The organism is Psychrobacter fjordensis (assembly GCF_904845995.1).
Classification (GTDB): Bacteria; Pseudomonadota; Gammaproteobacteria; order Pseudomonadales; family Moraxellaceae; genus Psychrobacter; species Psychrobacter fjordensis.
This window is the reverse complement of record NZ_CAJGYP010000002.1, coordinates 846990-868259: the sequence shown is the minus strand read 5'-3', so window position 1 is coordinate 868259 and position 21270 is coordinate 846990. Positions and strand designations below refer to the sequence as shown.

At 43.1% G+C, this 21270-nt stretch carries 19 protein-coding genes; 5 read left to right on the top strand and 14 right to left on the bottom strand.

What is annotated here, in order from left to right:
• Nucleotides 1-314 precede the first annotated feature (314 nt).
• Nucleotides 315-950, top strand: coding sequence for a DUF411 domain-containing protein (locus JMW61_RS12040; RefSeq protein ID WP_194196394.1), 636 nt, complete (start codon nt 315-317; stop codon nt 948-950).
• Between the two features lie 143 nt (nt 951-1093).
• Complete coding sequence (locus tag JMW61_RS12035; protein WP_201551579.1) at nt 1094-1267, top strand: hypothetical protein; 174 nt, start codon at nt 1094-1096, stop codon at nt 1265-1267.
• Nucleotides 1268-1629: 362 nt separating this feature from the next.
• On the opposite strand, the gene JMW61_RS12030 is transcribed toward JMW61_RS12035, so the two are convergent.
• The 14 genes from JMW61_RS12030 to JMW61_RS11965 all read right to left on the bottom strand — a co-directional run bounded on the left by JMW61_RS12030 (nt 1630) and on the right by JMW61_RS11965 (nt 17814).
• Complete coding sequence (locus JMW61_RS12030; protein WP_201551578.1) at nt 1630-2541, bottom strand: haloalkane dehalogenase; 912 nt, start codon at nt 2539-2541, stop codon at nt 1630-1632.
• 300 nt (nt 2542-2841) lie between these two features.
• The gene (locus JMW61_RS12025) at nt 2842-3270 is read right to left on the bottom strand and encodes a DUF6789 family protein (protein ID WP_201551576.1); all 429 of its coding nucleotides are present in this window, start codon (nt 3268-3270) and stop codon (nt 2842-2844) included.
• A gap of 30 nt (nt 3271-3300) precedes the next feature.
• Nucleotides 3301-3996 (bottom strand): haloacid dehalogenase type II, encoded by a 696-nt coding sequence (locus tag JMW61_RS12020; protein ID WP_201551574.1) that lies wholly within the window; start codon nt 3994-3996, stop codon nt 3301-3303.
• Nucleotides 3997-4219: 223 nt separating this feature from the next.
• Nucleotides 4220-5554: a patatin-like phospholipase family protein gene (locus JMW61_RS12015; RefSeq protein ID WP_201551572.1), complete on the bottom strand. Its 1335-nt coding sequence runs from the start codon at nt 5552-5554 to the stop codon at nt 4220-4222.
• Between the two features lie 587 nt (nt 5555-6141).
• Nucleotides 6142-6756: a c-type cytochrome gene (locus tag JMW61_RS12010; RefSeq protein ID WP_201551941.1), complete on the bottom strand. Its 615-nt coding sequence runs from the start codon at nt 6754-6756 to the stop codon at nt 6142-6144.
• A 151-nt stretch (nt 6757-6907) separates the two neighbouring features.
• Nucleotides 6908-8539 carry a flavin monoamine oxidase family protein gene (locus JMW61_RS12005; protein ID WP_201551570.1) on the bottom strand — a complete coding sequence of 544 codons (1632 nt, stop codon included), beginning with the start codon at nt 8537-8539 and terminating at the stop codon, nt 6908-6910.
• A 174-nt stretch (nt 8540-8713) separates the two neighbouring features.
• On the bottom strand, nt 8714-10138 hold the full coding sequence (locus tag JMW61_RS12000) for a cytochrome c (RefSeq protein WP_227687493.1): 1425 nt from the start codon (nt 10136-10138) through the stop codon (nt 8714-8716).
• Nucleotides 10139-10301: 163 nt separating this feature from the next.
• Nucleotides 10302-10916 (bottom strand): YceI family protein, encoded by a 615-nt coding sequence (locus tag JMW61_RS11995; RefSeq protein WP_201551566.1) that lies wholly within the window; start codon nt 10914-10916, stop codon nt 10302-10304.
• A 179-nt stretch (nt 10917-11095) separates the two neighbouring features.
• Nucleotides 11096-11890 (bottom strand): PAP2 family lipid A phosphatase, encoded by a 795-nt coding sequence (locus tag JMW61_RS11990; protein ID WP_201551564.1) that lies wholly within the window; start codon nt 11888-11890, stop codon nt 11096-11098.
• Nucleotides 11891-12054: 164 nt separating this feature from the next.
• Entirely contained in the window at nt 12055-12528 is a 474-nt protein-coding gene (locus JMW61_RS11985; RefSeq protein WP_201551562.1) for a diacylglycerol kinase, read from the bottom strand.
• Between the two features lie 327 nt (nt 12529-12855).
• Nucleotides 12856-14250, bottom strand: coding sequence for a sensor histidine kinase (locus tag JMW61_RS11980; protein ID WP_320158106.1), 1395 nt, complete (start codon nt 14248-14250; stop codon nt 12856-12858).
• 57 nt (nt 14251-14307) lie between these two features.
• Nucleotides 14308-14994 (bottom strand): response regulator transcription factor, encoded by a 687-nt coding sequence (locus JMW61_RS11975; RefSeq protein ID WP_201551559.1) that lies wholly within the window; start codon nt 14992-14994, stop codon nt 14308-14310.
• Between the two features lie 43 nt (nt 14995-15037).
• A complete protein-coding gene (locus JMW61_RS11970) occupies nt 15038-16735 on the bottom strand; it encodes a phosphoethanolamine transferase (protein ID WP_201551557.1) in 1698 nt (565 codons plus the stop codon).
• A 188-nt stretch (nt 16736-16923) separates the two neighbouring features.
• Nucleotides 16924-17814, bottom strand: coding sequence for a LysR family transcriptional regulator (locus tag JMW61_RS11965; protein ID WP_201551555.1), 891 nt, complete (start codon nt 17812-17814; stop codon nt 16924-16926).
• A 189-nt stretch (nt 17815-18003) separates the two neighbouring features.
• Between JMW61_RS11965 and JMW61_RS11960 the strand changes: the two genes are divergently transcribed.
• The 3 genes from JMW61_RS11960 (at nt 18004) to JMW61_RS11950 (ending at nt 21197) form a co-directional block, all read left to right on the top strand.
• The gene (locus JMW61_RS11960; RefSeq protein ID WP_201551553.1) at nt 18004-18393 is read left to right on the top strand and encodes a RidA family protein; all 390 of its coding nucleotides are present in this window, start codon (nt 18004-18006) and stop codon (nt 18391-18393) included.
• 231 nt (nt 18394-18624) lie between these two features.
• The gene (locus JMW61_RS11955; RefSeq protein ID WP_201551551.1) at nt 18625-20100 is read left to right on the top strand and encodes an aldehyde dehydrogenase family protein; all 1476 of its coding nucleotides are present in this window, start codon (nt 18625-18627) and stop codon (nt 20098-20100) included.
• A 107-nt stretch (nt 20101-20207) separates the two neighbouring features.
• Complete coding sequence (locus JMW61_RS11950; protein ID WP_201551549.1) at nt 20208-21197, top strand: membrane dipeptidase; 990 nt, start codon at nt 20208-20210, stop codon at nt 21195-21197.
• Nucleotides 21198-21270: the final 73 nt, after the last annotated feature.

The following is a 21270-nucleotide window of genomic DNA, read 5'->3' as shown; positions in this document are numbered from 1 at the left end:
TCATACAGCTGACATAATCATAGGGTTTCAACGTCATATTAAAGGAAACGGTCGCGCATTAGAATCCAAAGACACCAACATGACAAAATTGTCATGTTGGTGTCATCTATCAGTCAGAATCAACCGTGTATGCTCCATGCTGATTTAATGGACTGTAATACCAGTCCTATCACTTTTATTAGCATCGAATCAAACCAATAGAACTCCCTGATGTGGTCATTCAAATCAATGGCGGCTTGATTGGTGCATATTGAAACACAAGCATATCTCAATATTAAATTAATCTTGGTACGAAACAAATTAGAGGCGGTCTTATGAGACACGAGAGTAGTACTTATACATATAGGCATCGCAAGATATCGAGTCATATTTTATTAGTGGCGCTGACATCGTTACTCTTTGCTTGTAGCCAACCAAGTACGGATGCACAGAATATACAAAGTATATCAAACGATAAATCTGCCACTACTGACTCGCAAGCAGTACAGACAAGCGCTGCTGAGATAGAGCCAGTCATGACTCCTGTAACCGACTCGTCTACATCACTTAAAAATGTTTCAGCCACTGTCTACAAAACGCCAGATTGCGGCTGCTGTGAGGACTGGATAGAACACATAGAAAGTCATGGTTTGGATGCAAGTGTTCAACACCCTGAAGACTTGTCTTTATTTAAAGATCGTTATGATGTTCCGCAGCAGATGCGTACTTGTCATACCGCTGTTACCGCAGATGGCTACGTCTTTGAAGGTCATGTGCCTGCAAAATATATGGCGCAGTTCTTAGCGAGCCCGCCCGCCCAAGCCATTGGCCTTGCCGTACCGGGTATGCCAGTGGGCAGTCCTGGTATGGAGCAACAAGATAAATTTATGCCGTACCAAGTAATGCAGATGAATAAAGATGGCACAACAGAAGTATATGTTGATATTACGTCTGCTCAGCAGCAACTATAGCCCTGTATAGTGTGATCATTATCAAGTATTAATATCGAGCACCTTATACCTATTATTATTAACAAAACAACCTATTGAAAATGAAATGCTTTAACATCATTTTTGATATCAGTACTATAAATTTAGAACCATGGAGAAATATAATGATGAGCGATACCGCTATGAATGGATCAATGATGAACGGAACCATGATGCAAGGTATGGGCATGGGTGGCATGATGATGTGTATGCTATTTGCACTATTGCTATTTGCAGTACTCATATTAGCTGGCATCGCACTGATAAAACACTTACGCAAGCCAGCAGCAATTGCATAATAAACGACCGTATCTGGCAGCAGGGGATAGAGATAATGTGTCTGTCCCAAGTTGTCAGAGGTTGTTTTAAGCTGATGGTTCTCGACGGAGCGTTTGATTCAGTGTGATATACCATAAATAGAGATGAACAATTTAATAGGGCTGGCAATTTAATAAAATTGCCAGCCCTAATGGTATGGTGATGACGTCATTTAATATATTTTCTAATGCTCTGCTATCAAATGCTTATTAAAGGATTGCCAGTTATAGTCAATCCTCTATAAATTGGGTACGGTGTCAGTCTCGCTTAGCCTACTACTCGTAGCACTTTCACTCGGCTTCCTTGTATCCAAATTATATTGAACCAACTATAGTAAAAAAGGTTATTCAGGGTTGTCATTAATGAACGTAACCAAAAGCTCGCCCAATGTTTCACCTTGATCTTCTTGAAGGAAGTGCCCACCATTAGTAATAATCGTATGGTTTTGGCCTTTAGTTCCCGGAATAAGCTTTTGCATTATCTTATCACCACCGTTAGTGACCGGATCTGAATCGCTGAACAGAGTGATGAACGGTTTTGTCCATTTACTCAGTTCAACCCAAGCCGCACGGTTATTGTTTGAGGCAGGATCATTCGGTGTTGTAGGTACGAGTACAGGGAACTGTCTAGCGCCTTCTTTATAAGACTCATCAGGGAATGGTGCGTCATAAGCGTCGATTACCGCCTGTGATAGCTCTGTGGTAGTACCGCTCTTGATAGCACCGCCTACATTGAATAGTGGCGTTTCTTGTGAGAATTTTTGCCATTTGCGAAAGCCTTCCCCTGGATCATGGTCGCCTGTAGGGAGCATGGTATTACCAGCGGCTACCCGAGTAAATTTATCTGGGTGTGCGGCTACAAGACGAAGTCCGATCAGACCACCCCAATCTTGACAAAACAGGGTAATGTCCTTCAAATCTAATTGATCAAGTACCGATTGCATCCAGTCGACGTGACGCTGGTAGGTATAGTCTTCACGAGACGCAGGTTTGTCTGAACGTCCAAAACCAGGAAGGTCTGGGGCAATCACACGATGACCAGCGGCAGTTAATATTGGGATGACTTTGCGATATAGATAAGACCATGAAGGCTCTCCGTGTAACAATAATACTGGAGCGGCATCTTTTGGGCCTTCGTCGAGGTAATGCACACGTAGTTCACCCCCTTCGCTATCGTCGACCATTAAGTAGTTCGGCTCAAAGTCGTAATCAGATAGGTTCGCAAAACACGAATCAGGGGTTCTAAGTACTTTCATATATCATCCTTGTTATCGTTTAGGTCCATTAAATGTGACTTTAGGGTAGGGCTTTTGGTACGTGATGTAATAACTATACTCTATCTACTTCGACGGGTAGTCATCTTAATCAGCAGAGGTATCTACTATAATGAACAAGCTCGCCTTGTATATTTAAAAAACACTTCAAATAAAGACTATATCTTACATACCTTTGTTCATGCAACATAGAGAGTGCTGAAAAAGGTATGAGTGATATGGCGTATCAATAGGGGTAAATTCAAACTTCATTAATAAATGGATTGTTGTATATAGGCTTTATTATTTATGAACAAGCTTGGTATAGGCTTTACCTAATACCACGCCAAAGACGAGATGTAGCATCAAGGTTGCGATAGGTATCATAAAACCGCTTGGCATATCTAAGCCAAACATTGCTTTGCCCATTATTGGCATCACGGCAACCATCATCACAAGCCAACCTACAAAACCTATCCCGATACCGAGCCCGACGAAGTTTCTATGTAAATTATTACCAGATGCTAATGCGATGCCAATACCGTAGCCGATAGAACCAATCATAAAGTGAGCCACCAAAGCGATGGCTTTACTACCACCCATTTTGGATGCGATCATCGCGATGATGTCAAAATCAGGCATTAGTCCCATCATACTTTTGAACATGAGGAGTAAAGACATGACGATAGTAGCGATAAAGCCTGCAATTATTCCTGCTATATATTTATTCATGATAAATATTCCTTTTTTATAGTTTTAAGGTTATTTTTTCTTCTTTGAGATAATTTGCTCAACCAGTGTGACAAGATCTGACGCTATAAAGTTAGGAGTTGGAACATTAGGCGCGGGTAACATAGCGTTGTAAGGTCTTGTGAGAAAAGCCCCCTGGCAACCAGCTGCTTGTGCACCAATCGTATCCCAAAGATGAGAAGCCACTAGGCACATATCAGACATCTCCACTGATAGCTCGTTTGCCACCATTTGATAGGTCTCAGGTGCAGGCTTGAACTTCGCTACTGTCTCAACGCTAAAAGACTGCTCAAAAAACTCACTCAATCCTGCTTTTTCAAGTGGTGTAGGTGATGTGCTGCTCGCTGAATTGGTCAATGTCACGAGTCTAAACCCTGCTGCACGTAGTTTGGTCAATGCAGGCGCAGCGTCAGGATGAGCGGGCATATTACCCATGCGAGTTTTGAATTCTTGGATATCATCATCGGTGAGTGTGATTTGATGGATATCAGCTGTCATCTGTAATGCGCCAACACCGAGCTCACCGAAAGATGTATAAAGACCGGATAAGGTCATGGCTTGCGAATACAGCACCAACTGAGCGAACCATTCTCTTAATATATTTTCGTTGTCGAACAGACGAGAAAATAAAGGTGTGAGGGTGTCGATATCTAGTAATGTCTCATTAACATCAAATACGATGATTGAGGGAGATAGGTTAGAGGGCATAAAAGCTCCTTTTAATATATAAATATTTTGAATATAGGTGCTTTGCAGTTATAAGTATTAGAGCAACAGCATCAGTAGCTATTACAGTAACTGGACTTAAGCAAGCATTCAAGTTAATTTGAGTAATCACTCAAATTTAATGGTTAAGCTCAATCGAGATTTTTAAATAGCTCGCTTCGCTTAACTTGCTTATATTCTTTCGCTTAGAAGACTTGGTTATATATCACTGAAGAGCATTGCGAAAGTTTTGAAATTCTTCAGATTGATCAAGCAGACTGCTGCCAAGCGAGCGCAAATCATCGACTTGCTCAGGTTGCAAGTGAAAAGTCGTTGGCATTGCATCGAACTTTGCACGTTCGTTTTTATCTTTCACTTGATCAAAGGTTAATACCGAAAAATGCACCTCAACTTGAGGAGAGTCTGAGTCGCGCTGAGCATTCACATGCTCACCCCATTGCAAAAACTCTTTTTTAGCCGATGAGACAGTCTCGTTATTCAAAGTACCTAATGCGACCTCACTAGCAGCGGAAATGGTATCAAGAAAACTAGGATCTTTACTCTCTATTGACCACTCATGCTCTGAGTAGGTTTGTGCATTGGCAATGACGATTAGCACTTGTTTGACCTGACGCAATTTGTCAGGGCTAAATGCACCAGCCATATTCGGGACGTCGCCATATTGAGTCACAGGACTCATCATCGAGCCACGAACGCCTAGATTATCGGTGACACCGCCATCTACCAACCGAAGGACAGGCATGCGATCTGGCTGTGAATATCGGTCTAATGCACGGGCAATTGCATAACTGCGCGGTAGATGATCGTCTTGATTTAAAGCCTTATCCACCCAAGGTTGCCCACGCTCGGAGCAGTCAGAAAAGTTACGTAGGGCGATGGGAGCAAAGATGCCAGGCACAGACGAAGAGGCCATCACTGCATTGGCCACGGGATAGCTCGATAAATCTGAACATAAAAAATCAAACTGTTGCTGAGTGAATGAGAACGTCATGGCGTTATTTAGGTCACTGGCATTGAGGATGACATAAGGCAGTTTACCCCGACCCATATCCGCAAAGGTCTTTTGCTGAAACAGACTGCTGTCTAAGTTATCCGCTACCAGATCGCCTCGATTGTATTCAGAGCTGCTCATAGCGATTAGGCTTTTTGGGCGTAATGCAAGCTTGATCAGCCGAGACTGCCAGTCTTCATACAGAAACTCTGGTGCAAACCGCTTAAAAATATCATCACCAAACAAGCCGTAATAAGCAGCGGTGTAACTACCGCCTGATACTGAGGAGATAACATCCACCTCATCTAACAGTCGGCGCTCGACGCCATTGATAGTCACGGGTGTATCACGCAGTTTTTCGAGCACGCCGTAGCTAAGCGCCGCTGCCCGTGTGCCACCACCAGAAAAGGCGAGCACCACAAAGACATCATCTGAGTTTTGGGGTAAATTATTATCAAAGTCATAACGAGTGGTGGTTTTATCTGCTATGGGTTCGTTCCAGACTCGTTGCGTACAACCCGTCAATAGGCTAGATATAAGGATAAGCATTAAGAGGAAAAGGTTGAAGCGTAATCGAGGCGCAGCTATGTAGTGTGATAGCCTTTGAAGTAGGCGTTCGTAGTAAGTAGATAGATATATACGCATGCAAACTACCTCAAAATATATATAGTTAAATTTACATAAATTCGCTACACCGTCACCCTCGCTAACCATATTAATGTATAGCTTGCACTCGGTTTTCTTGTATCGAAATTAATTGAACTCAACTATAGGTCAGGTCTCTTGTCTCTCAGTTATTTCAAAGCGGCTATCCGTGACACTTTTTATGAATTTCTAGAGAGAGCTTGACGCTTATTATATTGACCTTTCTTATAATAGATAGCTGATGCGTACGGTTTACGGTTGATAAATACGCTTGCTGAATATAAACAGTAACGGCATAGCAATGGTCAGTCAAGATAAAATTAAGCCGTCCTTCAATTTTGATAGCGATGTGTTTAAGATTAACGTATTAAGGAAGTAGATGTTTTCATTTGAATATAGAGATTGTCTGTTTTAAGCAGTGCTAGACAATTATGCTGAAGCCCAAAGTTTGATGATTGAGAAAGGCTGTATATCAGCCGTCGTCAGCATACTTATTCGCTAGGATCGGAGCCAGGTGGAAAGTCATGACGCAGCTGAGATACATTGTCAGTTGTCACTATATCAGTATAGTTATTTAAATCGCTATGCACATATTGAGTAACCGCAGCTATCTGCTGATCATCCATCATGCTATGAAAAGAGGGCATACCGCGTAATCCGTTGATAACAATGCTAATGATGTAATATTTAGACTCCATTTTACTGTTGTTGGCCAATGGTGGGTAGTAACCCGCTCCCTGTGCACCTTCACCTTTGAGCATATGACAGCCTGCACATGAGTCGTCATAAAGCTTCTTACCATTCGTAGCGAAAAACCCAGTTTTGCCTTGTGTACTGCCTTCAAATTTGGCTAGCCATTTTTGCAAGTTAGCATCGTCACTCATTTTTGGTATAGCACTGACATCGACGATATCCATAGGCGGGCGTGTCAGTGCTTCTTTTGATAGATAGACGCCGCCCCAAGCCCCATTATTGCGGCTAGCTTGGTCGTCAAACACCATGGGCGCTGTTTGCTGGCTGGCGATAGTAGCGGCGTTCTCGGTTCTATGCTGACTACAGCCTGACAACGTTATTAACGCTATCGATCCACCAACAACGAGGGTCATTATTGCCTTACCCGAGCTCAGCGGGCTAGATGATTGGATTGGGTTTGATGTCACCATATTCATGATTGTTCCTAATGTGCCTAGTCTCATTGTTATCATTCTTGCTTCAACGCCAGACTTGTTAACCAAAGACTTATTATTTAAAGACGTGCTATCCAAGTTTCTTGGCTTTTTGATGTAGGCGCTTGGCTGCGTCTAGCCCTGATAGGATTGCGCCTTCTTGCCAGGCAGGGATATGAGAGCAATGCTCACCCGCTAATACAATACGATGGTCAATACTGCAAAGCGACTCGTAATACTGCTGACGGCTCGACTCACTCCAAATGCCATAGCAGCCGAGTGACCAAGGAATACGATGCCAAGCGACTGATGTACCTGCACGGAACTCTTTGGTGTATTGCGGATGAATCTGTTTGCCATAGGCGAGAGCCGCACTGATACGTTCTTTTGGTGTTAACGCATTGAATTTATAAGACGCTTCTCCAAAGCCATAAGCACCTAGTAACACGCCTGAACCTGAGGTGAATAAGTCTTGTGAAGGGTAGGAGATTTGGGTAATGGGGAGATCCGTATAAGTGATGCCACCGTATATCCATTCATCTTCTTCCCAAAACCGACGCTTAAACTCAAGACCTACTTTGTAGGAGGTGTCATAAGGAACGGCAGCCATAGCTTGCTTCATTGGCTCTGAGACATTGATGTCAATTTGGGTCAATACTGACAGTGGAATATTGCAAATACACCAATCAGCACGAATACTTTTAACACCACTTGTTAAGTTGCTGCTTTCAGAGTTGCTGCCTTTAGAGTTATTGGCATCGACATAATCAACCGTGACACCCGTTTCATCTTGATGAATCTTAGTTACCTTAGCATTGAACTGAATCATATCGCGGCATTCACGAGTGAAAGCATCGCCGATTTTACCCATACCACCAACAGGTTGAAACATGGCGGGTTGATGCACATGAACCGTATAGTTGTTATAGAGATCAGACCACATGCCTGAACTGAGCAGCTTGTCCATTGGAATGGGCGTAGAGGGTTGGGCATCGGGCATCAGCCCACCACCTGGATAGACGCTATAACCACGATGTTTCCCCGTTTCATGGCTTTTGACATAGCGGTAATCAGTATTGAGCACGCCCCAGCCTTTGAGACCTTCTAACAGTTTTTCTTTGTCTTCTTTAGTCACCGTATCATCCAAGCTGCCTTTATTGACGGCTTTGGATAATAGCTCTGATACATAGCCACGAATATCACTTTGCACGTCACCTAAGCGCTGCGGCGCACCATTGAAATGGTTGGTACGATGCAGATAAGCACGATCATTGGTTTGAATAAAGGGCTGTAATGCCACATTGAACTTTTTGCAATAATGAAAGACCGCATAGTGATGCACAGGCAGTCGCCATGGACCACCATTGAAGTAATTGCCTTTTTCGAAGTCGCAGGTGACTTCTTCGCCTCCTAATTCCGTGTATTTATCCCCACTGTTTAGCGTCCAACTGCGTCCGCCGCCGCGATTCTGGTACTCAAGGACGGTGACTTTATAGCCTGCTTTGCGTAATTCATAAGCCGCTGTCAGTCCACCTAAGCCCGCACCAAGGATTACGATGCTGGCTCCAGCAGGGGCGCCTTTTAGATCTATTTCTTTTTGAAAGCTAGACTCTGAGGCAAATCCCAATGTGGTCATTGCCTGATACATGGCCGTCGCGCCAGCCGTCTTACCAATCATCGAGAGCAGTTGTCGCCGTGTAGGGGAATGCAGCAAATCTTTCATTTAATTATCCTTGTGGTGCTCAATCTCTATATTAGTATAATCAATCCTCTATAAAAGAGTGGCAGCGTTAACCTCGCTTGAAGTATTACATATACATCTACACTCGGTTGCCTTGACTCTCTTTCAAACTGAATCAACTATATAAGAGGCAAACAGTCCGATTTATTTTTGGGGTTAGCCTTTCTCTTTTATGACTCGCTTAACCTCGTCACCACTTACATCACTACTGGATAGACCGCCAAAGTTGATTCGCACATAATTGGTAATACTAGCAATCTGTGCGTGGCTCAAGTCTTTTTCAAAGCCAGGCATCTTGGGTGCGGTATTGAATGCACCTTTTGCCCCAAATGCAATCACGCCAATAAGTGCATCAGGCTTAGCGCGGCGGATGCTACTGAGACCGACGATAGCGGCATAGCGGGCATCAGGTTGAGCGTAACCATCGACACCGTGACAGCTGGCGCAATGAGTCAGATATAGGGATTTTGGTGAATTACTACTTTCTATGCCTCTATTTTGACTGCTGCTTTGATTACTGCTTTGATTACTGCTTCGATAAATAGTGACATGAGGCGTGTCAGCTTTTGCCTCCGCCAAATAATCCTTTTGCTCGAGTAAATCATAGGTGATAGACGTGCTTTTCGGGCTAGGGAGTCGAGCGACATTGACTGGTATGAGGTAATCATCCGTCCTGATTGCTGGGACGACTTTTAGATAGTTAGCCATCGCACTCAAGTCTTCATCAGTGAGATAGCGTGTACTATGTGCTACCGCTTCGGCCATAGGGCCACCGGCATAAGCTTGCTTATCAAGCTTTCCAGTACGCAAATAAGTAACGATGTCACGCTCAGACCAACGCCCAATACCCGTATCGTTGTCAGGTGTGATGTTAGGGGCAAACCATTTACCGAGCGGTGCTCCAGATAGATAGCGATCTTTATCGAGACCTTGGGTAAGATTGCGCGGCGTATGACAAGTGCCGCAATGCTCTAGATTATTTACCAAATATTCACCGCGTTGCTGTACGGGAGTCAGTCCTGAGCGATTTTCGGTAGAGGGTACATTGATGACATTCCATGCCAGCATTAAGCTGCGGATGTTTAATGGAAATGGCAGATGAGTAGTCTTTTCAGGAGGTTTATCAATGATAGGCACTGTCTGGAAATAAGCGAATAAAGCGCTAATGTCAGCGTCAGACATGCCGTGATAGGATGGATAGGGCATGGCGGGATAGATTTGATGCTTTGGCGCACGACCTTTTCGCAGGGCATTTTTAAAATCAACTTCGGTATAGTTGCCGATACCATACTGCGTAGAAGGCGTAGTATTGGTTGAATAAATATTGCCAATAGGCGTCTCTATCGGTACGCCGCCGCTATAGTCTTCACGGTGGCAAGCCATACAATCTGCCGTACGTGCCACATAAGCCCCGCGATTGGCAAGATCACTATTAAGTGGACTAACATTCGGCAGACTAGTTCTAGCAGGCAGAGTCTCTCTTGGGAAACTGACAGTGTCTGCCATCGCCACCGTAGAGATTGAGCTGAGCCCTAGTGTTAGCATTAGCGTTATTGCTGAAGAAAACGACCATGCTGGCATGACTGTAGAAAGTGGCTTCGTAATGTCCTTATAATGCTGATCAATCATTCTTAGTCCCTTTTCATAAGATGTCCGCAAGTCACCGATAGTGTCTACCAAAATAAAGCAAAGTGATAAAAGTTCATATTTTAAAAACGCAATGTCGTAAAATTAAAACTGACTGCTACAGCCTAGCGGCTTCAACTTTAATGTTTAAGTTAAGGTTTTTAGTCAATCCAAACCAGCCAAATTTGTTTATATTCCATTTTGTTCGATCAATCGTCGCAGTGAAGTCGCCACCGCAAACATCTTTTTTGAGGCTGGGGCTTAGATAACAATCAAACTTCGTGGCTGTTAGGCTAATAGGGTGTGTCTCACCATGTAGCGTCAGCTTGCCATCTACTCTTGTTACCTGTGGGCTTCTCTTATTTTGATCAAAATACCATTTCGTCGACTTAAATCGCGCTGAGGGGAACTTTTTTGCATCAAAAAAATCAGGCCCCGTTAGGCTGTTATTAAAAGATGGGTTGCCTGTATTGAGTGAGTCTATCGGTATGATTAATGAGATGTCACCTGTTCTTAGAATCGGGTCATATTGCAATTGACCTTTGATATCATAAAAGCCACCAGTAGTAGCAGAGGTTCTGAAGCGTTCAATGGCAAACCGTATATGAGTGCTGGCAGGATTGATAGCATAACTGGCGGCATGACTGTCATCTATAGTGCTGACAAGCAGTAATGGGATAATTGACAAGGAGTAGAGATGCAGGGGTTTTTGATCAATAAAAAAGAGGCGCATAGCTACATTCCTTTGCGGGCTATTGATATATAAAGCGTTTATCAATGAGCACCATCCATAGTTCTGCTTAACGATAAGGTGGTTATTGTTTATTATTTATACATTATTTTTCAAATGGTTAGTAGTGCTATTTTGGTAAATATATCAGCATCAGTTCCATTTATACCCACAAGCTCATTTTAAGTATTAGATGTTTCAATATCAGACAGGCTGCTGTTGGCATGTCTTTTATTACTATTGGCACTTTTGGCTTTTTTCGTTATCGAGTCTTTAAAGAAAAAGGTGGCGAGCGCACACGCTATGGTCAGTGACAGCAGCATCGACACTAATGTATGACTAAAAAAATGGTCACCAAACAGCATTTTGTACAGCCCCATTGTCCAGCCTAAGACCGTCACGCTCTCAAATATTCTATAACGATATTTTTTTAGGGTGGGTAAAAATGCCAAACCATACAAAGAAAATCCTGCGCTCGCATGTGCGGCTGGAAAGCATTTGGCTGGCGTGTCGGCGACTATGTTTTGCCAAACATTTAGATACGGCAAACTCCCACCAAAGAGTGTTAAATGGTTGGGGCAACTCACATGTGTTACCCCTTTTAGTAACGCAATAAAAGTAGGGACTACGATAAGAATCGTCAAAAGATAGCTTATCTCACGAGTAGATAAAGGAATGATAAGTTTACGGAGCTTACTGCTATTGGTTGTAAAAGTACTATGCAGAGATTGTCTGTATTTCAAGACTAATACGGTAATCAAATAGAGTGCTAGGAGAATCAATAAGGCTTTAGGTCCATCATAAAAGATGAAAGCATAAGGCTGTGCATCCTTTTGGATGAGCCATTGCCCATGGCTATAAAACAGCTCACTAATACGAATATCAAATTGGCTATGCTCAAAAGTTAAAGCCACAATAATCGTTAAGCACAAGAGTTTAAGCCAAACCCAATCCGTTGAATTATCCTCTAGAATCATTTAAAACCTCAACTAGTCCTATAGTCAATTCTCTATAAAAGAGTTACCGCGTTAACCTCGCTTGAAGTATCACATATACATCTACACTCGGTTGCCTTGTCTCTCTTTTAAACTGAATAAACTATACATACATTATGGTAGTGATACTGCTCACCAAATACTGTTTAAGATAAAAAGGTCGATAATGCCATTAGCCACAAAACAAACAATAACAGTAATGCTAGAAACTGAGCAGCTGAACCGACGTCTTTGGCTATTTTTGCTAATGGATGTTGCTCAGTAGAGGTATGGTCGACACTCGCTTCGATACCAGTGTTTATAAGCTCAACGATTAAGGACAAGAAAGAGGCGAACACAAGCATCATTTTGACGCTGATAGCAAAAGGCATAAATATAGTGACTATGAACAGCAGTAGATTGAGCCAAAGAACTTGTCTGAATGCGGCTTCAAACTTATAAGCAGCACGGAAACCATCTATAGAATATCCTGTTGCGTTTAGGAGTCGATCCAAACCTTTTTTACCTTTTGCACTGCTCGCAAAGCTGTCGGATATCACAAGAGTATCAGGGGTGCTGTTATTTATAGAATAGGAATCTATCTGTTGATGCTCGATAGAAATGGTTTCGACATTGTTCATATTGATGGCTCAATCGTTATGGATATTTTGAGTGTATGGCAAGGAGTACGTAGTGCTTTCACTCGCCTTTCTTATCTCTGAAAATATAGAGTAAGTGCAATCATTTCTATAATTATTGTTTTAATGATCCCAGTGTAGGAGGTCACTGGTTAGCACTTGGGTATCAGTATGAGCGGGGCGCTGTTAAGAAAGCGTTAAGATGGGATGCTTTTGCTTTTTTATATTTATGCGATGTACGTATGCGATTGTTAAGTGTAGATGCAATACTTCAAGCAAGGTTAACGCTGTCACTCTTTTGTAAGGGATTGACTATAGAAATAGAAGAGGCTACGTATAATAAATACTAAATGTACTACCCTCAGCCTCATTGGCTTGGTGCGTTAGTTGCCAGTCCATATGAGTCATGATGCGTTGCACGATGCTAAGCCCCAAACCGCTGCCTTCCACTTGGTAGCTAGACTGACCTTTTGACAATAATGTGGTATCCAGTTGTTGGTCATTGTTCTGTTGCTCTAGACGCTCAAATCTTTCATATAGCAAAGGCATCATCACTTCAGGAATACCAAGCCCTGTATCCGTGACTGTGATTTTTTCGGCATCAATCGTAATGACTACCTCGCCATCATCAGTATATTGAAATGCATTTTTTATTAGATTGCCCAATGCCATTTTTAGTAGCTCGGGCCGTACGTACGCGAAATATTCTTGTTCAGCCATTACGGTGCAAGTCACTGCCTTATTGCGTAGCAAGTAACTCAAGCGTGCTACTTCATTTGAGGCAATATCGTTGATGGATGTTTGCGGTGTGTCTAACTTTTCAGGCGCACGAGAGAGTAATAGTAAGGCACTGATAATCTCAGAAGTTTCTTTAGCGGTATTGCTAATGCGGTTGGTAAATTCACTTAAGTGACTGTCATGTTCTAATTGTGAGGCCAGTACCTCTGATGCCCCCATGATAATAGTCAAAGGGGTGCGCAGCTCATGGCTGACATCGCCTGTAAACAACTGCTCACGCTTTAGATATTGCTCTAGCTTATGGTTTTTATCATCGATAGCTCGAGCCAAGACGCCAACTTCTGAAGGCATATGTGTCAGTTGAGATAGGTTTTGATGATCGGTTTCTACGGCTTTTTTTAAATCTAATAGTGGTTTGGTGATTTGCCTAGAGGACAGCTGAGAGAATATCGCTGCGATTAATAAACTCAAAATGACAGCCGCTCTCAAGGCATTGGCAAAAATATCTTCTAAGCTTTCGAATATTTCTAAAACCGGATAATGACTCATTACCATCTCAACCCCTTCTACGTAGGTCAAGATATAAGCTTGCTCACCCTGCTGATCGATAAAAAAATGAAGGTTGGCGTGAGTTTTGCCAGACTCATCGTTGATAGTGACCGATATTTCTTGCACTTTTTCATTCGCCAATGCTTGTAGATTGGCAGGTGCAACATCGTAGCGGTAAATCTTAATACCTGGGTCGGCAGTGTAAATAGGCTGATCGCCGTACTTCTCTTGACTGAGATCAAGCTGCTGTAATAGACGAGCCTTGACCAACTCCTGTTCTATTCTGCTCTCCGCGTACAGAAAAATACTGACGAAAGTTGCGCAAAGCAATAAGGCAAACAAGAAGTAAGAGATTCGAAACTTATTAACGATGGAGTCGATACTAAACATGGTATTTACTTCGTAATGAAAGGCAGAAAGAAAGAGAGAGGTTGTCATACAAATAGCTAAATATTTTTTATCACAAGGACAGGTTGTTAAAGCTATCAGCGAATTTTATACTTTATCTGGATCAATGATTTGATAACCCACACCAGGTATCGTGACTATCATGGCTTGTACAAAAGGTTTATCGACTTGTGCACGTACACCATGCATATGTGTGCGCAGGGCATCGCTACTAGGAATGTCCTCACCCCATACCTTTTCTTCTAGCTCGTTTTTACTGACGACTCGAGGCGAAGTGCTCATGAGCACATTTAGTATCTTAAAGCCTGTTGGCGTGAGTTTTAGCGACTGTCCTTCACGTGTGATGGTGTGCTCTTCCGTGTTTAACGACAGCTTGCCGACTTCTATACTATGCCGGAAGTGGTCGTCTTGATGTCGACGTATAAGGGCTTTGGTGCGTGACTCTAGTTCCACTAGAGAAAATGGCTTAACCAGATAGTCATCGGCACCACTATCGAATCCTGCGACTTTATCTGAAATAGTATCGCGCGCCGTCAGCATGAGTACAGGAGTTTTATTATGTAGCTCATCTCTTAGCTTTTTACACAGTTTTGTACCATCCATGCCAGGTAGCATTACATCTAATAGGATCACGTCATAACGATTATTAGCAGCGAGCGTTAAGCCGCTAATACCGTTATGAGCATTGTCCAACTCAAAGCCTTTTGGCTCAAAAAAAGCATAAATATTGGCCACAATATCAGGATTATCTTCAATAATAAGTATTTTGTACATAGATGTCTCGTGCATAAATGCCAGTCGTGTATGGATTAAAAGGCTAACTGGCCAGCTGAAAAAAGGTGGGTTCTGCTGCCACTTCATCGGTTATGATACCGAAGAAACTGAGTAAAGTGGGCGTAATGAAATCATGTGACACAGGTTGATCAGTCATACGAGCAAGACTATGATTATCAATACTGTTACTAGTAGGCGACCAAATAATGACTGGCACCTGCTTCTGGGCATCGGGTGCAATACTATAGGGTAAACCATGCAAATAAATATTGTTTTCCCCCAAGCTCTCGCCATGATCGCTGATATATACCATCACCACATCATAGTCTTGCTCATAATTTTTTAGCGTATCAATAACGTTATCTAAGAAGTAATCGGTATAACGAATGGCATTATCGTAACCATTGATAACAGACTGGTCATCGCATTTGGCCAGCTCATTGGTCATACAGACAGGGTTAAACTCTTCAAACTCGTTAGGGTAACGCTGGTAATAAGCAGGACCATGATTGCCCATTTGATGCAGTAAAATAAGCGTATCTTTAGGTGTCTCGCCTGATTTGACAAGTTTGTCAAAACCATCGAGCATACCAATATCTCGGCATTCAATATCGCAATTAGGGTTAGTCTCAGCGGTTTTATAATCTTCAAAAGTAACTCTATCCGCTACGCCTTTAGAGCTTGAATTGTTATCACGCCAAATGACGTTGACACCTTGTTTATGTAGCGTGTCCAGTACGTTTTCATTATAGTCTGCATTTTTAGAGTCATAGTTTTCTCTATTGGCATAACTGAACATACAAGGTACCGAGTAAGCGGTAGATGTCCCGCAAGAAGTGGCTTTTTTGAAACTATAAATGTCTGGCTGGCTAGCAAGTAAGGGCATGGTGTCGCGCTTATAACCATTGAGACTAATATGATCGGCACGGGCGGTTTCACCGACGACAAAGACCATCAGCTTAGGTTTTGCGGCATTAGTGCCCGTCGCAGTGACAGGTGCTAGGCGTTTGGCATCGGTCGCATGCAGTATCAACGTGTCAGGCCGACGTAGTTCATCAACGTAATCAGTGCCCAGTTTGATAACAGAATAAATAGGGGTGATGGGGTTGGCGTAACTACGGATTATTTTGTGCTGACGAAAAAAGGTGGCATATTGATCGCCTAAGGGCAAAAGGCATGTGCCTATAAATGCGAGCGACAGTATCAAAGTCATGATGCGTTGTAAGATGGCACGACGTAGAGGACTGCGTTTTATAGAGGTCTTGGCAATAATAAAAGCGGGTATGATGCCCAATAAAATAAGACGAATAAAAAAGCTTGGTGCCATCAGTCCCGCTGCTTCAGCTTGGTCCGTTTCCATACTATTGATCAGCATGTTTGTGTCAAATATCGTCCCGTAAGCATCCGTAAAGTACCCGCATACAGCAGCTATCAATACCATCGCAATAAGCACGATCTTTGCAATTGGTCGATAGCATAATAGCTGAAACAGTAGCCACATGAGTCCGAATAACAGACCTGTGAGGGATGTTATAAAAGCAATATGCGTTCGAAAAGGATAAATATTCAGCACTTGCTCAAAAAAGCCGATATTCGCTGTGGCGACCAAATAGAGCGCAACGATTATAATCAAATAATTGAGATTAATCTCGCGATTAGACACTTTGCTTATTGTGCTTATGTCGCTATTTTTATTATAAGTCTTAGTATCATTGGTGCTCATTAATTGAGGTATTGACATAATCTGGCTTCTCAACAGCGTTATAGGGAATATATTCCTCACCATAACAAGGGGCCTGTTAAGAAGACGTTAAGGTAGCTGAGTTAAATAGTCTTATAAATGATTAGCATTAGGCTTTTGGTCGTATCTAATGCAAGACGCCTTGATTTTAGGTCTTGGTTTTCTTATTCAGAGTAAACCTTGCCACTCTACAGCCAGTAGTTTTCTTGAACATACGCAATACAGAGATTATAAAATGCTTGGGCGGGCGGAGAGATAGATTTATTGGCGAGTTTAAAGATACCGATCTGTCGGTTCAAGGATGGGTCAACTAAATCTATCCAAACCAATTCGGGCTCATTAGCAGGGAAGGCAAGCTTGGGTAGAGTAGTGATACCAAGATCATTACGCAATAAAGAAAATAGCGATGTGATGTTTTCTACTGTATATCTTGCTCTACGATTGAGCGCCTCGGCCGGTGTGTTTTCGAGCAATCTGCAAGTGCCGTTATAGATAAACGGCTGCGACATGAGCTGCTGCCATGTTAGCCCTTGCGATTGATTTAACTCGTTGTTCAGTTCATTGGCTTTAAGGCAGACGACGCCAATGGGGTCTGATATCAATAAGGTGAAATCTATATTTGCTTTATCAATACTGGTGCAATTGCCCAATGCCAAATCTATCTCACCGGCCAATAACCGATTGGCCACACCAACAGAATTGTCATCTATCAATACAATCTCGATATCAGGATATTTCTTTGAGTATTCGACCAACACGCTAGGTAATAATTTAGTCACTAGTGATGGCACGCTTGCAATTCTAATTTTACCTTTATCACCAGATGCAGAGGCTTTAAGATCGTCTTCTAGTGATTGATACACGCCAAGGAATTGCTCGATTTTTGGTAAGGAAGCTTCACCAAAGGGCGTCAGTATCGCTTTGTTTCCAACTTCAAATAAACGCTGACCTAAGGTTTTTTCTAATTCCTTTATCGAGGCTGATAAAGCGGCTTGCGAACGGTTAGCGCGATCAGCCGCCGCACGAAAGCCGCCTTCTTCTACCACAAATAAAAAATGACGTAATTGCTGTAGCTTCATATTCAGACCATCCAAGACTATTTTTCCATAATTTATCTTAAATGATAGATTAAATCTATCAAAACTCAAATTTAATTAGTTAGATTTATCGTTGTTAATTAAGTAGGATAAGTTATATAGCAGCTGGCAATGATTAAATAAATTTCAGATTGCTTACTGCTGAAACCACTTATCAAAGGATCTGACGACATGACGACTCACTCAACCAAACAAGCCATCAAAACCTCACTCTATGCGTCTAAAGCCCCTTTAGAATGGGCGATAACCAGCAATGGTACCTTGTACACTGCCCAAATTCCTATCGATGAAAATGGTGATGTGGTTGCAGGCGGTATTGAAGCGCAAACTCGCCAAACGCTAGACAATCTTAAGCACACGCTAGAATGTGCCAATGTTGGCATGGATGCAGTTCTACAAGTAATGATCTATGTGACCGATCGCGACTATCTAAAAACTGTCAATCAAGTTTATGCTGAATACTTTGAAGCACCATACCCAAATCGGGCAGCGCTGGTGATAGCCGGATTGGCTCGTGAAGAGATGCTGGTTGAGTTGGTCGTATATGCCGCTGTGCCCTAAATTTTGAATGTACTCTAGGGCGTGTCCTCAATTCAAACGAGTGTCCTCTAAATGAGCTAAAAATAGCTAAATTTTGCCAAACATCGTCAAATAGTTGGTCAATATCCCGATATTATCTGCACTATTTTCCTCGTTTGACGGCAATTTATCTCATTTTTATCACCATTTTTAAAATGAGGACACGCCCTAGTCAATAAATAAAATATTTAACACTTTATCAAGGAAGCTCTTATGTCAGCTCACACCGCCCAACAGATATTGCAGCAAGACCCAACCAAATCACTTTACATCAATGGTGAATGGCAGGCAGGCGTAAATACCGTTGCCAATATTAACCCATCTGATATCACTGAAACTCTCGGTGAGTTCGCACAAGCGAGTAGCGATCAAGTCAAAGATGCCATCGCTGCGGCGCGTCAAGCTCAACCAAAGTGGGAAGCGACTCCTTTAGAAAAAAAGCAGTCTATCCTACAAGCGATTGGCGATGAAATGATTGCTCGCTGTGATGAGCTAGGTACGCTGTTGTCTCTTGAAGAAGGTAAGCCGTTTGCGGAAGGTCGCGGTGAGATTTACCGCGCAGGCCAGTTCTTTCATTACTATGCGGCGGAAGTATTACGCCAAATCGGTGATAGCGCTGATTCAGTACGCCCAGGTGTCAAGGTCGAAGTTACCCGTGAAGCAGTCGGAGTGGTCGCGATTATCTCACCTTGGAATTTTCCAACTGCGACTGCTGTATGGAAAATCGCGCCAGCTTTGGCCTTTGGTAACACTGTCATTTGGAAGCCTGCAAATTTAACGCCTGCCAGTGCGGTCGCATTGGCTGAAATTATCCATCGTCAAGGTATGCCAGAAGGTACGTTTAATCTGCTATTGGGTGGCGGCTCGTCAGTCGGTGATGCGCTCATCAATTCTACAGATATCGATGCGGTTAGCTTTACGGGCTCTGTACCCACAGGTCGCAAAGTTGCTGCTGCGACTGCGCCAAACTTTATTCGTTGTCAGCTTGAGATGGGCAGCAAAAACGCCTTGGTCATCGCTGATGATGCTGATCTGCAAGTTGCTATCGATGCGGCGGTGGCTGGTGCGTTCGGCGGTTCAGGGCAGAAATGTACGGCTTCTTCACGCCTCATCGTGATGGACAGTATTCACGATGCGTTTGTAGACGGTGTGATTGCCAAAATGAAAACCTTAAAGGTCGGTCATGCACTTGAAGACGGCATCTTTATGGGCCCTGTCGTCGATGACAAGCAGCTGGCATCAAACATGGACTGGATTGAAAAAGCCAAGCAGTTTGGTGCTCATTTAGCGTTTGGCGGTGAGCGTTTAGAGATGCCGCATGATGGCTACTATATGTCGCCGACGTTGTTTACTGAGACGGATAACAGCTGGGATATCAACCAAGAAGAAGTGTTTGCCCCGCTGGCGTGTGTATTGCGTGTCAAAAATCTAGAAGAAGCGATTGCGATGACCAATGATACGCGCTTTGGTCTGACGGGCAGCATCATCACCCAAAGCTTGCGCAGCAGTGCGATGTTCAAAGAGCAAGTACAAGCAGGCTGTGTCATGGTCAATCTAGCGACTGCAGGTACGGATTATCACGTACCATTTGGTGGCCGTAAACAGTCAAGCTTTGGCCCGCGTGAGCAAGGTCAATATGCCAAAGAATTCTATACCATCGTCAAGACCGCTTATCAAAAAGCGTATTAGAGACCTTCTTGACAAGCATGTTAGCCGCTATCGACGCGACAGGGTGTGAACACGCACTGAATAGCGAATGATAGCGGTCACTTATAAAAGCATTAAAGGGAATTGATATGTACCAAGACCATATCGTCATTGACGGATTACAGTATAGCCATTGGGATCGCGACTATTTTAAGATGCTACAAGCCAGTGGTATCAATGCGGTACATGCCACCTTGGTCTATCACGAAGATGCTCGTCAGACCATGACCCGCTTTAGCGAGTGGCACACACGCTTTGAGCAAAACTCAGATCTTATCTTGCCCGTGTACTCAGTGGCTGATATCAAGATGGCAAAAGAGCAGGGCAAAGTTGGCATCTTTTTTGGCGCGCAGAATTGCTCACCAATCGATGATGAAATTGGTCTGATTAGCGTGATGCGCCGCTTGGGTCTATTGATCATGCAACTGACTTACAACAACCAGAGCTTACTGGCAACGGGTTGTTATGAGCAAAATGATAGCGGTATTACCCGTTTTGGTCAGCAAGCCATCGCTGAGATGAATCGTGTCGGTATGATTATTGACATGTCACACAGCGCTGAGCGCTCAACGCTTGAGGCGATAGAAGTGGCATCGCGTCCGATATGTATCAGCCATGCCAATCCAACCACGGCTCATGAGGCCTTGCGTAATAAATCGGATACGGTCATCAGTGCCTTGACTCAAGCAGGCGGGTTGTTAGGGTTTAGTTTATATCCGTTCCATTTGCCAAATGGCAGCGCATGTACGCTTGATGACTTTTGCACCATGATTGCCAGTTGTGCTGATAAATATGGCGTCGAACATTTAGCGATTGGCAGTGATTTATGTCTCAATCAACCGCAAGCCGTGCTTGAGTGGATGCGCAATGGTCGCTGGTCAAAAGCGATGGATTATGGTGAAGGCAATGCCAATAATTCAGGTTGGCCAGATACTTTGCCATGGTTCGCTGGCAAAGACGGCATGGAAAATATCTATAACGGTCTGCTAAAGCACGGTTTTAATGAAAGTGATGCTGGAAAAGTCATCGGTCAAAACTGGTTCGATTTTTTAGAGCAAGGCTTAAAGCCTTTGTCTTAACCACTCAGTCTGAAAATAGTGTTTCAATCAACGGTTACTCGAAATCGCTATAAGAAGACAGACGTTTTATAGC